The sequence below is a fragment of the Anaerobacterium chartisolvens genome (genome assembly GCF_003337415.1).
GTDB lineage: Bacteria > Bacillota > Clostridia > Acetivibrionales > DSM-27016 > Anaerobacterium > Anaerobacterium chartisolvens.
Window position 1 is genome coordinate 125,971 of the sequence record NZ_QPJT01000004.1, and the last position, 14,703, is coordinate 140,673.

Sequence of the window (14,703 nt, forward strand, 5' to 3'; positions counted from 1 at the left end):
GCCTCTCTTTTTGCAATCAATCATTTATTCTCCAGAATTTCTTTCTGGAGCTTGTTGCTAAGTGAAGCCAAGACAAGCTTATAGGACATATCCAGCATTCCCCTTACGATTTCATCCGGCACATCACCCTCTAAATATAATGAATTCCAATGTTCCTTATTCATATAATATCCGGGGACAATATCCTTGAATTGCTGCCTTAATAATTGTCCATGGGATGGTTCCAATTTTAAAGTAATAATTGATTTGCCTTCCTTGTCTCCTCCTTGAAGCACAAACATTTTTCCCTTTATCATATATCTTGTAGCATTCCATTCAAGCTTATATTCTTTGACAGCACCCTTTTTAGAAAGGCAATATTCATCAACCCATGCATATTTCATCTCTCTGCCTCCATTTTGATAATAAAGCACTACACTTTGCAAATTTGCTATAATGCTGCAACAAATTAAATTACCCAGCTTATAATATAGTCAGTGTCCTGAGGTACGCCGGAAATATTGGGGTTCTCCCTGCTCCATCTGCCTTTAAGGCCCATTTCCGACGCTGTCATCTCAAAATGGCACATGGCAATCCCCATGTCAATCCTCTGTACATCATAGCCCAGCATTTTGCCATATCCCTTTGTATGCCTTAAGTAAAAATGATATTTTCCGTCACTCTCCACCACTCTCCACGGCTGCTTGTTTGAAGCGGAAGGAGCCAGCCTCATCATTTCAAGAGCCTCTCCGTAGTCTCCCGCATCCCTTCGGCTCAGCTTGCCTTCAAAGCTCCCCGAAAAGAAAATTTCGTCCCATGCCTTTCTGTTTGCGGAGCCTGCAGAAAACCTCACAAGCGATCCCACAATGTCCCGCCCCTCTTTTGCATATCCCACCGGAGACACAATTGGTATTTCCTCATTCTCTTTTATGGATAACGCCTTTGAAAAATCCCCTTTATTAAAGCTTCCTCCCAACCAGCAGGTACTCAAACCCATTGACGTAGCATACAAAACGGCCTTTTCAAAAAGGTATCCCAGCCGTTCAAGATCGTTGCTTGATTTTTCGACAACAGCGGCAATGAACCGTGAGGCTCCTCTTATCATGCCATAGGTGCCAAGCCTTGAAGCCCCTCCCTGCATACCCGTAGATGCGGCGATTGATGTAAGCCTCAGCCCCGCAGTTTGGGAAGCTGTCAGCTCCTTCAAAAATATGTCCAGCTTTTGTACCGTATCATCCGTTACGGCTTTATTTGAATACGTCCTCACGGATATTCTGTCTCTGATGATTTCTGTAATCGGCCTGCTGAAGATAGTTCCGTCATTACTCATAAAAACACCTCCTGCATAAATTATATGGCAAATTTTAGAAATTATTTATAGCAGCCTGTTCTTGCAAAGCACAGACTTTATTATGAAATAGCTTATATCATAAGGAAGCACATCCTTTATGGGTCTTAGCCTTTGAACACCCGCCTGCCGAACGGCATCAAGCACCAGTGCCTCCTGCTCGCAGGTAAAAAATTTGTCCCATTCAATAGTCTTCCCCTCGTTTCCGCATTGAATGATGTGATCCTCTACCGTCTTTAGCGTAAGCTCCCTAAGCTGTGCTATTTCCTCCGGGCTTTTGCCCTGTGAATATAACTCGTAGGTCTGCAAATGGCTTGCCGCCGTCCCGGTCGCTGCCGAGGCCCTGCGGACAGGGTCTGAAACCGCCGCTGCTGCGGGAGAAATCCCCTTTTGTGCGCAAAAACCCGCTATGGCCTCTATAAATTGATTCCCGTACTTTTCAAACCTGCTCTGTCCCACCCCATTTATCCTCATCATAGAGCTATAGTCAACAGGATATACTGTACTCATTTCCCTAAGTGTGCTGTCATTAAAAATAACATACGGGGGTACACTCTGCTCATATGCAATTTGCTTGCGCAGAGCCTTAAGAAGCTCGAAAAGCTCCCTGTCGGCAGTCTGCGGCTCTTGCTTCGCTTTTCTTCTGAGCTTCCTCATGACCCTCTCCTGCCCCTTAAGGACAGGCAGGGCCCTTCTTCCTAACCTCACAACAGGATATGCCCCCTCGGCAACATACAAATACTCCTCTGCGGCAAGTAAATTAATGAGCCCGACAAGCTCATTCAAGGTATACTCTCTCATTATTCCGTATGTAGAAAGCTTTTCAAAACCCAATTGAAATACCTTTTTATTGCTTGATCCCTTTAAAACATTTGCCGTCAGGTTTGCTCCATATTGCTCTCCCATTCTCTTTACGCAGGAAAGGATTTTCTGAACCTCCGTCGTTATGTCCGACAGCTCGCTCTCATCCGTGCAGTTTCCGCAATTGCCGCATTCATTATCGGCCTCCTCTCCGAAATACTCGAGAATATATTTCCTGAGGCACACGGAGGTATGGCAGTAATCGGCCATATCCTGCAGCTTGGAGTACTCGGCAGCCTTTCTTTCAGGGGATTGCGTCCCCTGCTCTATTAAAAATTTCTGAATATGTATATCTGAAGGGCCATATAAAAGTATGCACTCCGCCCGGTCGCCGTCACGGCCCGCACGGCCTGCCTCCTGATAATAGGCCTCCATATTTTTAGGCATATTGAAATGGATTACAAATCGCACATTAGATTTGTCTATTCCCATGCCGAAAGCATTTGTGGCAACCATTACACGTATTTCGTCATAAGAAAATGCATTTTGTGTGCGGCTTCTTTCGGAATCGCTCAGTCCGGCATGGTATTTGCCTGCCTTAAAGCCCTTTTTGCACAAAAGCTCAAAAATCTTGTCCACTTCCTTGCGCGTGGCAGCGTATATAATACCCGGCTGTTCCCCGCAGGAGTTCAAATAATCGGTAATATACTGAAGCTTGTCCTCCCCCCTTACCACCGAAAAAAACAGGTTTTCACGGTTAAAGCCCGTTACATAGGTGTTTGGGTCGCACAGCCACAGCTGGTCTATTATATCCTGCTTCACCTGCTCGGTTGCAGTGGCTGTAAACGCGGCAATAACAGGCCGTGAATTCATCCTCTCGGTAAGCTTTGCTATGGAAAGATAGCTTGGCCTGAAATCATGCCCCCACTGGGAAACGCAATGAGCCTCGTCAACAGCTAAAAGAGAAATATTCATGCCCTTTAAAACACTCATAAAGCTTTCCGACTCAAGCCTTTCGGGCGCAATATATATAAGCTTAAACTCTCCCTTAGACGCAAGGTAGAGGGTGTATTCAATATCACTCCAGCCAAGGGAGCTGTTTATGTATGCGGAAGGCACCTTTAACTGGCTTAGTGAGTCAACCTGATCCTTCATAAGGGAAATAAGAGGGGAAATGACAAGAGTCACTCCCGGCAGCATGAGCGCAGGGATCTGGTAGCACAGCGACTTGCCTCCCCCCGTCGGCATTATACCGACAGTATCCCTGCCTTCAAGTATGCTCCTTATAATTTCCTCCTGTCCTCTTCTAAAAGACGTATACCCAAAATATTGGTGCAGTGTCTCCAGTTCGTTTTGCGGCATAGAATATGTTCCTTTCATAATTGCAAAAAGCTCCATGATCTATAAAAAATTTGTTTTTATTGTATCAAATGCACACATGGTTTACAACCCGCATATATGATAAAAAGTGCCGCATCAATTGACTATGCGGCACTTTTCACTTACCAATGTTTATTGTTATACTTATGTAGCGATAAAGATTTTACATAGAGGATATAGTTTGATGTAAGCAATTATATCCTCTATGTTTGTAAAATCTTTATCGCGTCCTATATAGCAAAAAGTTTGTTGTGTTAAAAAATACTAGAATTCAGGCTCTATAAGCCCATAATTCCCGTCCTTTCTCTTGTAAACAACATTTACCTTGTTTGTTTCTCCGTTTGAAAACATAAAAAACTGATGACCCAGCAAATTCATCTGAAGAATTGCCTCCTCAACCACCATGGGCTTAAATGCAAACTTCTTGGAGCGGAGAATCTTAAACTCATGCTCTTCGGGTATATCCCCGGGAATTGAGAAATTTTCATCCGCAAAGGCATCCTCGTGGAGCTTTTTCTCAAGCCTTGTTTTATTTTTTCTTATCTGCCTCTCAAGCACATCAATCGCCTTGTCTATGGAAGCATACATATCGTCGTTTGCTTCTTCAGCCCTAAGCACTACTCCATTAAAGGGGATGGTAACCTCTATAATCTGTCTGCTTTTCTGAACGCTCATGGTAACATGTACCTCTGTATCGGGATTGAAAAACTTTTCAAGCTTTCCCATCTTTTTCATTACTCTTCCTTTTAAAGCCTCAGTTACCTCAATGTTTTTACCGCTAACTATGAATTTCATAAATGTCACAGCCCCTTTCGCGTCATAAAGTGAGTTGATAATTTGTCAGAAGAGCCTTACAGCACTTCATTAATGAAGAATTATTAATATTCTTACCCAAAGCATGTCTGCTCAAACAAAATTTATATTGCTGCTCGAAGCTTTGGTATTTAAGAATATCCATACTATAGTATTATTCTACATTTCCAAAACAAATCCTCCTTCTATTATAGGATGCGATAAAGATTTTATAATCATAGATGATACAAATGCCTGCAGAAATTTTTAATAGCAACGAAAAAGTGCCTCGCGGGGAAAAGTCTCTTGGGTTTGTCACTCGGCATTTTTCTTAGGGGTATTCCTTATTGGTCAAATAAAAATTTCTTCCGGCAAGTTATATCCTCTATGTAAAATCTTTATCGCCACATATAATAAGAAAAAGAATAAGATTATTGGCTCACAGCTTAATAATTAATTTACATAGTATTAACAAAAATTTGCTTGTCCCTCAACGGTTCTTTTTTCAACTGTTCGGAGGCCATATCCACACATACCCCACAAAACGTGTGTTTTGTGAATATAATCCCTGTGGATAATGTGCATAAACCTGTGAATAACTTATTTAAGCCTGTTTGACATGTGGATATGGCACTAATTTTTAATCAATAAAATTCTGTCGTTATGTATACTCTAAAACATTTGTCCCACATTACGACAAATACTGCCTAAATCCCAAATCTCTTGCAATCAAAGGGATTGAGGCATATTGTATAAGCTTGTATTCCATTTCGGCATAAAGCGCAGGTTACCAATATTATGCAAATCAGCAATCCAAAAAAGTTATCCACATAATATAAGCCCCGAATACAATTATGTATCCGAGGCTGGTACTTTATATAGGACAACTACAGATATTTATTTGCGTTTTGAAAAACATTCACTGCAATAAACCGGCTTATCCAGATGAGGCTTAAAGGGAATCTTAGTTTCTCTTCCACATTCGGAGCAAACGGCATCGTACATTTCCCTTTCTCTCTTGACAGAAGAATCCCTGTTGAACTGAGATTTCTTAAGATCTCTGCATTCCTTGCACCTTAAGGGCTCATTCTGAAACCCTTTGGACTCATAAAACTCCTGCTCACGGGCAGTAAAAACAAATTCTCTGGAACAATCCTTACAAACAAGGATCTTGTCTTCAAACATAATTTGTCGCCTCACTTTAATATACTCAAAGTATATACATAAATTATTGTACAAGAACCGGTTAATTCAACCGACAACATAAGCATTTATATAATATTACAAAAAATATCCACTGTCAATGGTTTAATACATTTTATTGTAAATTTTATTTGTAATAATCCCCGACGCATATTTATATGAATTTATTTATATTAATGATAATTGTTTTAAAGCATATTTAACAGGAATGGGGTTTTCTAACCTCATTCCGGCACCCCTTTTTAAGATATTTTAGAAACTTTATTTAAAACATTATTTAAAATGCTTATGGTCTCGTCAACTTCAGCAGTTGAAATATTTAAAGCCGGCATGAACCTTAATGTTTTTGTATTTGGAGCATTAATAATCAAGAAATTGTTCATGCATTCATCCTTTATTTGATTAGCAATTTCTTCATGCAGCCCAATTGCAAGTAATAGCCCGCTTCCTCTCACTTCCTTCATGACTTTATGCCGCTCCATCAATTTATATAACTGCTCAGTAAAATATTCACCAATCCTTTTTGCGTTATTGCACAAATCTGAATTAATAATCTCCTCAATCACTGCTTTCCCTACTGCCGCACCTAAAGGTGCCATACTGTAAGTTCCGCCCTGATCCCCAGCTTCAAAACAACATACCTCATCCTTTGCAAGAAGAGCTGAGAGTGGGAATCCGCCTCCAATTCCCTTTGCAAGTGTTATTATGTCAGGCTCAATTCCATAGTCTTCATACGCAAACATATGGCCTAGCCTGCCTAATCCAGTTTGTACTTCATCTATTATAAGTAAAATATTATTTTCATCACAAAGCTGTCTTACTTGTTTAATATAAGTCTTATCGGCTACTATTACGCCACCCTCGCCTTGAACAAGCTCAAGCATGACAGCACAAGTATCTTTAGAAATTGCTTGCTTTAATGACTCAATATCATTGTATTGCACCTTTGTAAATCCCTGAGGTCTGGGCTGGTATAGGTTCTCCCATATTTTTTTGCCGGAAGCCGCCATTGTGGCTAAGGTCCTTCCATGGAAGCTGTTCCAAGCGGTAATAATTTCAAAAGCTCCGTTCATATACTTTTGCCCATATTTTCTAGCTAGTTTGATAGCACCCTCGTTCGCTTCTGCCCCGGAATTAATGAAAAAAACCTTATCCATGCAGGAGATTTTTGTAAGCAAATCTGCAAACTCTATTGCGGGCTCATTATAAAAAGAAGGGCTTGGGTTTATCAGTAATTTGGCTTGACTTGTCAAAGCCTCGACCATTACTTCGGGGGAATGCCCTAAACAGCACACAGCCCAGCCAGCTATCATATCGAGGTATTTGTTGCAATTGCTATCCCATAGATATGAACCCTTACCTTTTGTAAAAATGATATCCGGACGATTAGTAACATACATTAAAGATTTTTCCGCTTTCTTTATCAATTCCACGGAGTCGATATAACAATCACATGACATATATAAATCACCATTCCTTCAACAAATATTTCCCTTTTGTTATTATAACACATTTATATAATGCTGTTATACTCTAAATATATATGTGGCGATAAAGATTTTACATGGAGGATATAATTTGATGGAAGAAATTTTTGTTACTTGTTTACCCACGTCCTTATAAGCTCTCTGGCTATAGGAGCCGCCGCCTCCCCTCCCGTTGAGCCGTTGTATTCTAAAATTACCGCCACGGCTATTTGAGGCTCCTTTACGGGAGCAAACGCTATAAACCAGTTATGCTCCTTGTTTTTTTCCTTCTGTGTCAGCTCATTTTCGGCAGTCCCCGTCTTGCCTGCAACAGAGATCCCTTTTATTGAAGCGTTTTTGCCGGTGCCCGATGCCACAGCCTTCCTCATCATCTCTTTAAGCTTATCCGATGTATCTTTGGATATGACATTATACAGAACTTCAGGCTTCCATTCCTTTATCTCCCTTCCCTCGTGGGATTCCTCTCTTTTTACCAGATACGGCTTCATCATTTCACCGTCATTTGCTATGCATGAGGTTATCATCGCCATATACAGAGGGGTAACCAGAATCTTTCCCTGCCCTATTCCCACGGCGGCCATGTCCGCCTTGCTCATATCCTTATATGAAAAAGATCCCTTGCTAAAGGGTATTCCCAGCTCAACACCCTTTCCCACTCCAAATCTTTCTGCTATATCCTTAAGCTTTCTTTCCCCCAGAGTTACCCCAAGCTGCGAAAATACAACGTTGCTGGACACCGCAAGAGCCTTTTCCAGATTAATAGTTCCGTTGGACCTTCCCCCTGAGTTTTTGAATTCCTTTCCGTCAATCGTTATCGTTCCCTTATCCTCAAACTTCTGCTCCTCAAGCCCATTTTCTATTGCAGAAGCACTTATAACCACCTTAAAGGTCGATCCGGCGGTATAAAGCCCCTGTGTTGCGCGGGGCAAAAACGGGCTTTCCTCTGACTCGACCAGATCCTGCCAGTTTTCGGAAAGGCTTTTGCTGTTGGGGTCAAAGGACGGATTGCTGAACATAGCGAGTATCTCTCCCGTCTTAGGCTCCATAGCGACAACGGCTCCTCTTTTTCCTTTAAGAAGCTCTTTGGCCTTAGCCTGAAGGCGGTGATCGATAGTGAGATACAGGTCATTCCCATATCCCCCCTCCTTCCCCAAGCCTCCTCCGAAGACATAGCTCAATTCTCCCAGTCCTAAAAGCTCGTTATTATATGAAGCCTCAATAAGCGTCCTTCCGTAAGACCTTGAGTTATAGCCTATTATATGGCTGTATAAATTTCCGAAGGGGTATATCCTTTGCTGCCCCTCCTTCTGCTTCTCACTTTTAGCCAGCACAGTACCGTTTCTGTCTGATATGCTTCCCCTTATAACCCTTTCCTCCCTGTCCCACTGCCTGCGGTTATATGAATTGGAAGCAATGCTGTTCTTCCAGAACAGCTCAAAATACGTCAAATACACCACAAGGCTTAGAAACAGTATACACACGGCAATTAGCATGTGGACTATCCTTTTATTCTCCTTCACCGGCCTGCTCCTCCGTTTCTCCATAATCCCCCGCTGAAATAGCCTGAAGTATTCCGAGGGCTATAAAGCTCGCTGTCAGTGAGCTTCCTCCATAGCTTATAAATGGAAGCGTTATTCCCGTTAACGGAATAAGCTTTATCACTCCGCCTATTATTATAAAGGTCTGGAACCCGAACATAGAGGTTATGCCAAGCGCAACGGCCTTTTTGAAAATATCCTTTACGGTAAGAGCAATTTTAAAGCCCCTGTACGCCAATATGAAATATAAAAGCACAACCGCAACCCCTCCTAGAATTCCCATCTCCTCACATATAGCCGAAAAAATAAAGTCGGTGCTTACCTCAGGTATGAATTCCGGTTTCCCCATTCCCAGACCTGTGCCAAAAAAGCCGCCCGCAGCTATTGCAAACAGCGACTGGGTAATCTGGTAGCCCTTGTCGGCTATATGAGGCCACGGGTTTAGCCATGTGTCCACCCTGACACGTATATGGTAAAGCATCATAAAGCCTCCAACCGCCCCTATAAAGGCAGCTCCTGCATTTAAGGCAAGAAATCTCCAGCCGCCGTCAAATATATACAGCATGACAAAATATATCATAAAAAACAGCATGGCCGAGCCCCAGTCTCTCTGCAGTATGAGAAAGCCTATGAATGTATATGCCATTAAGGCTATTGCCGCTCTTTTGACTGTTCGGTGCCAATTTAATTCTATACGGCAGTTATTATGTATAAACTGCTGTGACCCTTTAAAAAAGCACGCAAGCGAGAATATAAAAAGTATTTTGATAATCTCGGAGGGCTGAAAGGTGTGGTTTCCTATGACTATCCAGTTAGTAGCCCCTTTAATATTTTTGCCTAAAATCAGCGTTGCGGAAAATAACAGTACGGAGCAAGACATATAGTAGAACAGAAGCCTGTCCCACATCTGAATTTTTATATAAATCCAATAGCTGAGGAAAAACAGTATCACTCCCGCAGTGAGCCAGACGGCCTGCTTAATACCGTATGCCCTGTCAAGGCGGAAAATCATTGCAAAGCCTATGCTTGCAAGCATTCCCACAACAAGAAACAGATACTGGTCTCCAAGTCCCTTTCTTATTATAATAAGATATGAAGCACATATCAACGAGACAATTATAAGTCCTATCGGTATTAAGGCATAGTCATATGGCTGCTTATGCAGGTACAGCATAGAAAAGATAACGGCATCCGCCAGTATGAGAATTCCCAAGGGCTGTCTCCAGCTTATAAGACGTGTCATTTTTTTACCTCCCGGCAAAATGTTTTGTATAAAGGGCTACACATGGGGCCTGTCCACAAAAAGGAAATCCAACTGCCCCATATGGATTTTGTCTCCGTCATTAAGGCATGTCTCCTGCCTTCCTGCGGCCATTCCATTTACCAAAGTTCCGTTTGTGCTCCCCTGATCCTCAATGTAGTATTTCCCATCTCTCACTATAAACCTTGCATGTCTTGACGATATGTACGGATCATTTATTACAATACCGTTTTTGTTCAAACGCCCTATTTCAATATCCTTGTCAATATGGTATGTCTCGTCCACCTTAAACCCTAAATTTTCTCTTATGTTAATAAGCTTAATATAGGGATAATGTCCCTTGCCCCCGGTTCCCTTGCGGTTTATGGAGTTTATATCAAGGTAGATCAGGCGTATCACACCAAATATGAAAAGATATATTATAACAACAAACACGTATTTCAAAATTGTGGATACTATGACCGGCATAAGCAAGCCTCCTTTTCAGCTCTGATTTTTGTCTGGCGGCACTGCACGGAAACACCTATTATATTTTACCACAATTTAAAAGAGGTATTTCTAAACTTTGTTTAAACAACAATAAGGGAAGGCATATTTACATCACTATTTATATGACTTTTAGCTTAGAGCCCTCATACTCCTTTAACGCCTTTAAAAAATTTCTTGACGCAGTATATCACATCGTGATATACTGTATATATCGCACCGTGATATATCACAAAACGCTATAAGGAAGGATTGCTTATGAGCATTGATAAATTAAAAAAACGCTTTATACCTATGAGTGAGACAATGTTCTATATTCTGTCATCTCTGAATGAAGAGAGGCACGGCTACGGAATCATGCAGTATGTTCAAAAGCTGACAAACGGAAGGATTATTCTTGGGGCAGGGACTATATATCAAAGTATATCAAAACTGGAACAGGACGGTCTTATAATCCCCACAAAAGAGTATGAAAGAAAAAAAGAGTATATTATCACAGACTCAGGCAGGGAAATCCTGCGCTTAGAAGCTGTAAGAATTTGCGAATTATATCTGATAGCAAAGGAGTTGGTATAGCATGGATAAAAAAACAGTTTGGTTTGCACTTTTCAGAAACGTTGTTCCCGCCGATTACGAGAGCTGGATGGAAAAGCTTGCTTCAGAGGGCTGGAATGTTAACAAAATAGGGCAGTTCAGTTCAATAAAAATGACCTTTAATAAAACCTCACCGAAAAAATACAGGTATGTATTTGATTTAAACGCTTTCCCCCGCAAAGACTATATAGATATATACAAGCAGTTCGGCTGGGAGCTGGTGGGCAAGATGTCAAGCTGCTTCGTCTGGAGAAAGGAGTATGAAGGCGTTCGCCCTGAATCCTTCACTGATAAAGAAAGCATAATAAAAAGGAATAAAAGAACCCGGAATGCCGTGGCCGCCTGTATGATACTCCTTCTTGCAGGAACTCTGGGAACCCTCGCAGGCATAGGAATAAAGATATATTTTGGGAAAACAGGCGGTATCCCCGAGCTTGTGCTGCAAGCGGTATTTCTTGGCACCGTCTCATATTACCTGTGGAGGGTTGTAGCAAAAATACAGCAAAGCATCGAAAGATAGCAGTAGGGGCGGGCTCCTGTGCCCGCCCGAAGGTGTTCCCCCGTGCCCGCCCGCAAACGAGAGGCGGACAGGCACAGGGGCCTGTCCGTACGAAGGGGGAGACAATATAATGCGCGGGGGATTTGAATGGTTTTTATCTATACTCTAGGCCTTATACCTTACCTCATCCCGCAACCGCGCCTCTTCAAAGGCTTTCAGGCGCAGCACGCAGCTGTCGCAGGTTCCGCACGCCTCCTCTTCTCCCCTGTAGCATGTCCATGTAAGTCCGTAATCCACCCCAAGAGACACACCCAGCTTTATTTCATCCGCCTTTTTCATGTGTACAAGAGGCGCCTGTATTTTTATCCTTTTCCCTTTTTCAACAGCACACACAGTTCCCATGTTGATTGCATTTTCCATTGCATCTATAAATTCCTGCCTGCAGTCAACATAGCCGGAGTAGTCAACCTCACTCACCCCTATGAAAATATCCTGCGCCCCGACAGCCTCCGCATAGGACGCGGCATAAGAAAGAAAAATCATGTTTCTTGCCGGGACATAAGTAATGGGAATATCCAGGCTGCTCTCATCCCTGTCCGGGACGTCAATTTTATCATCCGTAAGGGCTGAGCCCCCCCATGCATTCATATTGGTTTTTACTATTATATGCTCCTGCACCCCCGCCCTGTCCGCGATCCTCCGCGCACAGTCGAGCTCCTTTTTGTGCCTCTGCCCATAGTTGAAGGACAGTGCATATACCTCATACCCTTCAGCCTTTGCAATATATAAAACGGTAGTGGAATCCATACCTCCCGATAACAAAACAATTGCTTTTTTCATTGTACATACTCTCCTTAACAGGTACGAATTACAGCATGGCGTCTAAGCGCACCTTAATTTCCTTAAGAAAATCCTCGGTGTTTACAACCTTCTTGTCGGACACCTCCGAAAGCAGGGCAAGATCCTTTGTCATTGTGCCCTCCTCTATTGTCTTTATTGACGCAGCCTCCAGCTTGCCGGCAAAATCAGCCAGCTCAGCTATTCCGTCCATCTCGGCACGCTTGCGCAACGCTCCCGTCCATGCAAACAGTGTAGCCATTGCATTTGTGGAGGTCTCCATACCCTTAAGGTGCTGGTAGTAATGCCTTGTGACAGTGCCGTGTGCTGCCTCATACTCGTAGTAGCCCTCGGGGGAAACAAGCACCGACGTCATCATTGCCAGACTGCCGAAGGCAGTAGCAACCATATCCGACATAACATCTCCGTCATAGTTCTTGCAGGCCCATATAAAGCCGCCCTCAGACCTTATTACACGGGCTACCGCATCATCTATAAGGGTATAAAAATATTCAATCCCCGCATCGGCAAACCTCTTCTGGTACTCAGCATCAAAGATCTCCTGAAATATGTCCTTAAAGGTATGATCATACTTCTTTGAAATGGTGTCCTTTGTGGCAAACCACAGATCCTGCTTAACATCAAGGGCATAGTTAAAGCACGCTCTTGCAAAGCTCTGTATTGAATCATCAATATTGTGCATTCCCAGAATAATACCCGCGCCCTTGAAATCATGTATTGTCTGCCTTACCACCTCTCCGTTCTCAGAGGTAAACACAAGCTCGGCCTTTCCCGGGCCCTCAAGCCTGTATTCAACATCCCTGTATACATCTCCGTACGCATGTCTGGCAATGGTAATAGGCTTTGTCCATGTCTTAACCGACGGCTTTATGCTGTCTACAACAATGGGGGCACGGAAAACAGTGCCGTCCAGAATAGCTCTTATAGTACCATTGGGGCTTTTCCACATCTGCTTGAGCTTATATTCCTCTACCCTCTGCGCATTGGGTGTGATTGTGGCGCATTTTACGGCGACACCGTATTTTTTTGTAGCCACAGCCGCGTCTACAGTAACCTGATCATCAGTTTTATCCCTGTACTCAAGTCCCAGATCATAGTACTCCGTTTTCAGGTCTATGTAGGGCAGAAGAAGTATATCCTTTATCATCTTCCAGATAATTCTGGTCATCTCGTCTCCGTCCATCTCCACCAGAGGGACATTCATTTTAATTTTCGTCATAGCCTTTTCTCCTTAACTATATAAATATATTTGTGAATCTTTTAACATTGATGTGCAACTCCATAATATCAACTTGAAACATATATTATTGTAAAATAAAACTTGTCTTTAATCAAGATTTTATAAATTTATAATCACCTAAAAAAAGCTTTTTTAAAAATATTAGCCATTAATCTTTTTATGCAAGCGCCTCAATTCTTTTGAGCAGCTCTTCCTCTCTCCTCTGGTGCTCTGACTTCAGCCTTCCGCATTCTTCAAACAGAAGCTCCTCCATCTGGCTGTATTCGCTCTTTAAATGCTCCAGCTCTTTTAAAAGCGCCTCCTGCTTTTCCTCCGCCTCTTTTGCCGCCCTCTCCCGCTCCCTTATTTCTTCCAGCCTGTCCTCCTCCTGCTGCTGCCTGAGCATTCTGTTCTCTTCCGTAAGCCTTGCTTCCAATTCATCATATTTTAGCCTGCTGTCATAAAGCTCGCGCTCCAATTCCTCCGCCTGATTTTCATACTTCTTTCTGATGCTTTCACCGCCCTGCTGTAGCTTCTCTTCCATCTGCCTGTATCTGCTCTCTAAATCGTAAAGCTGCTTGGCAAGAGTCTCCCCTCTTTCATCCGCCTCTCGCTTCAGCCGTTCTGACTCCTGTACCTGTTCAATTCTTTCCCGACATTCCGCCTCCAGCCTTTCTATGTCGCTTCTTAATTCATTTTCCTTATGGCTGAATTTCTCCCGGAGACGCTCCATTTCAACAGCTAAAGCCTTTTTCTCCTCCACGCCGGCTTTCATATTCTCCGCTTCCTTACGCAGCTCCATTTCCTTGCGCAGGAATTCACCCTTGAGTCTCTCAATCTCCTTAGAATGCTTTTGAAGCTCCTGCTTTGACTTATCTGCCTCAGCAATATTTTTAAAATAATCATCGGCAATATTGATAGCGGCAAGCACCGCCACCATCGAAGTACTCAAGGCACTCTTTGACTGGGCGATGTCCTTCATCTTTTTATCAATATATGTAGAAACCTTATGTAAATATTCCTCCGATTCAGTTCCCACAACAGTGTAATTGCTTCCGTATATACAAACCTCCGCTTTATTTTTCCGTATCATTACCGGCTCTCCTCACCTCTAAAAGAATGGAATGCTTCGTCAATATATATCAAATTTAATTTTTAGCCTAACCTTATTTTAGCATATTAAGGAGGGATAGAGGAAGGCAATATTTTAAGCTTGAAAATAAATATATCCCTAAACAGGCACATAAAAATCAAAAGC

The 14,703-nt window shown here is 42.6% G+C and carries 14 protein-coding genes; 2 read left to right on the top strand and 12 right to left on the bottom strand.

The window, feature by feature from the left end:
* Positions 1–20: 20 nt before the first annotated feature.
* The 9 genes from DFR58_RS04770 to DFR58_RS04810 form a co-directional block, all read right to left on the bottom strand.
* Positions 21–383: an MmcQ/YjbR family DNA-binding protein gene (locus tag DFR58_RS04770; protein WP_114296669.1), complete on the bottom strand. Its 363-nt coding sequence runs from the start codon at positions 381–383 to the stop codon at positions 21–23.
* Between the two features lie 65 nt (positions 384–448).
* Positions 449–1,309 (bottom strand): nitroreductase family protein, encoded by an 861-nt coding sequence (locus DFR58_RS04775; RefSeq protein ID WP_114296670.1) that lies wholly within the window; start codon positions 1,307–1,309, stop codon positions 449–451.
* 45 nt (positions 1,310–1,354) lie between these two features.
* Positions 1,355–3,508, bottom strand: a complete 2,154-nt coding sequence (gene recQ, locus DFR58_RS04780; protein WP_242987398.1) for a DNA helicase RecQ — start codon at positions 3,506–3,508, stop codon at positions 1,355–1,357.
* A 264-nt stretch (positions 3,509–3,772) separates the two neighbouring features.
* The gene (gene hpf, locus DFR58_RS04785; RefSeq protein WP_114296671.1) at positions 3,773–4,303 is read right to left on the bottom strand and encodes a ribosome hibernation-promoting factor, HPF/YfiA family; all 531 of its coding nucleotides are present in this window, start codon (positions 4,301–4,303) and stop codon (positions 3,773–3,775) included.
* A gap of 894 nt (positions 4,304–5,197) precedes the next feature.
* The gene (locus DFR58_RS04790) at positions 5,198–5,485 is read right to left on the bottom strand and encodes a zinc-ribbon domain containing protein (protein ID WP_114296672.1); all 288 of its coding nucleotides are present in this window, start codon (positions 5,483–5,485) and stop codon (positions 5,198–5,200) included.
* Positions 5,486–5,745: 260 nt separating this feature from the next.
* Positions 5,746–6,903 (bottom strand): acetylornithine/succinylornithine family transaminase, encoded by a 1,158-nt coding sequence (locus DFR58_RS04795; protein WP_341457384.1) that lies wholly within the window; start codon positions 6,901–6,903, stop codon positions 5,746–5,748.
* Positions 6,904–7,100: 197 nt separating this feature from the next.
* Positions 7,101–8,510, bottom strand: a complete 1,410-nt coding sequence (locus DFR58_RS04800; RefSeq protein ID WP_114296674.1) for a peptidoglycan D,D-transpeptidase FtsI family protein — start codon at positions 8,508–8,510, stop codon at positions 7,101–7,103.
* Complete coding sequence (locus DFR58_RS04805; RefSeq protein WP_114296675.1) at positions 8,497–9,771, bottom strand: FtsW/RodA/SpoVE family cell cycle protein; 1,275 nt, start codon at positions 9,769–9,771, stop codon at positions 8,497–8,499. Before DFR58_RS04805 ends, DFR58_RS04800 begins: the two co-directional genes overlap by 14 nt.
* 36 nt (positions 9,772–9,807) lie before the next feature.
* Positions 9,808–10,257: an FHA domain-containing protein gene (locus DFR58_RS04810; protein WP_114296676.1), complete on the bottom strand. Its 450-nt coding sequence runs from the start codon at positions 10,255–10,257 to the stop codon at positions 9,808–9,810.
* A 276-nt stretch (positions 10,258–10,533) separates the two neighbouring features.
* Here DFR58_RS04810 and DFR58_RS04815 point away from each other — a divergent pair, with 276 nt between their 5' ends.
* Together DFR58_RS04815 and DFR58_RS04820 are read left to right on the top strand one after the other, a co-directional pair.
* On the top strand, positions 10,534–10,851 hold the full coding sequence (locus DFR58_RS04815; RefSeq protein ID WP_114296677.1) for a PadR family transcriptional regulator: 318 nt from the start codon (positions 10,534–10,536) through the stop codon (positions 10,849–10,851).
* Position 10,852: 1 nt separating this feature from the next.
* A complete protein-coding gene (locus DFR58_RS04820; RefSeq protein WP_114296678.1) occupies positions 10,853–11,389 on the top strand; it encodes a DUF2812 domain-containing protein in 537 nt (178 codons plus the stop codon).
* Positions 11,390–11,533: 144 nt separating this feature from the next.
* On the opposite strand, the gene queC is transcribed toward DFR58_RS04820, so the two are convergent.
* The 3 genes from queC to DFR58_RS04835 form a co-directional block, all read right to left on the bottom strand.
* Entirely contained in the window at positions 11,534–12,208 is a 675-nt protein-coding gene (gene queC / locus DFR58_RS04825; RefSeq protein WP_114296679.1) for a 7-cyano-7-deazaguanine synthase QueC, read from the bottom strand.
* Positions 12,209–12,236: 28 nt separating this feature from the next.
* Complete coding sequence (locus DFR58_RS04830) at positions 12,237–13,445, bottom strand: NADP-dependent isocitrate dehydrogenase (protein WP_114296680.1); 1,209 nt, start codon at positions 13,443–13,445, stop codon at positions 12,237–12,239.
* 178 nt (positions 13,446–13,623) lie between these two features.
* The gene (locus DFR58_RS04835; RefSeq protein ID WP_114296681.1) at positions 13,624–14,538 is read right to left on the bottom strand and encodes a cell division protein ZapA; all 915 of its coding nucleotides are present in this window, start codon (positions 14,536–14,538) and stop codon (positions 13,624–13,626) included.
* Positions 14,539–14,703: the final 165 nt, after the last annotated feature.

What these genes read in the sequence shown, in the direction of transcription:
- recQ (WP_242987398.1), bottom strand. Translation starts at nt 3,508, where the DNA reads ATGAAAGGAACATATTCTATGCCGCAAAACGAACTGGAGACACTGCAC.
- DFR58_RS04790 (WP_114296672.1), bottom strand. Translation starts at nt 5,485, where the DNA reads ATGTTTGAAGACAAGATCCTTGTTTGTAAGGATTGTTCCAGAGAATTT.
- hpf (WP_114296671.1), bottom strand. Translation starts at nt 4,303, where the DNA reads ATGAAATTCATAGTTAGCGGTAAAAACATTGAGGTAACTGAGGCTTTA.
- DFR58_RS04830 (WP_114296680.1), bottom strand. Translation starts at nt 13,445, where the DNA reads ATGACGAAAATTAAAATGAATGTCCCTCTGGTGGAGATGGACGGAGAC.
- DFR58_RS04775 (WP_114296670.1), bottom strand. Translation starts at nt 1,309, where the DNA reads ATGAGTAATGACGGAACTATCTTCAGCAGGCCGATTACAGAAATCATC.
- DFR58_RS04805 (WP_114296675.1), bottom strand. Translation starts at nt 9,771, where the DNA reads ATGACACGTCTTATAAGCTGGAGACAGCCCTTGGGAATTCTCATACTG.
- DFR58_RS04815 (WP_114296677.1), top strand. Translation starts at nt 10,534, where the DNA reads ATGAGCATTGATAAATTAAAAAAACGCTTTATACCTATGAGTGAGACA.
- DFR58_RS04810 (WP_114296676.1), bottom strand. Translation starts at nt 10,257, where the DNA reads ATGCCGGTCATAGTATCCACAATTTTGAAATACGTGTTTGTTGTTATA.
- queC (WP_114296679.1), bottom strand. Translation starts at nt 12,208, where the DNA reads ATGAAAAAAGCAATTGTTTTGTTATCGGGAGGTATGGATTCCACTACC.
- DFR58_RS04835 (WP_114296681.1), bottom strand. Translation starts at nt 14,538, where the DNA reads ATGATACGGAAAAATAAAGCGGAGGTTTGTATATACGGAAGCAATTAC.
- DFR58_RS04820 (WP_114296678.1), top strand. Translation starts at nt 10,853, where the DNA reads ATGGATAAAAAAACAGTTTGGTTTGCACTTTTCAGAAACGTTGTTCCC.
- DFR58_RS04770 (WP_114296669.1), bottom strand. Translation starts at nt 383, where the DNA reads ATGAAATATGCATGGGTTGATGAATATTGCCTTTCTAAAAAGGGTGCT.
- DFR58_RS04795 (WP_341457384.1), bottom strand. Translation starts at nt 6,903, where the DNA reads ATGTATGTTACTAATCGTCCGGATATCATTTTTACAAAAGGTAAGGGT.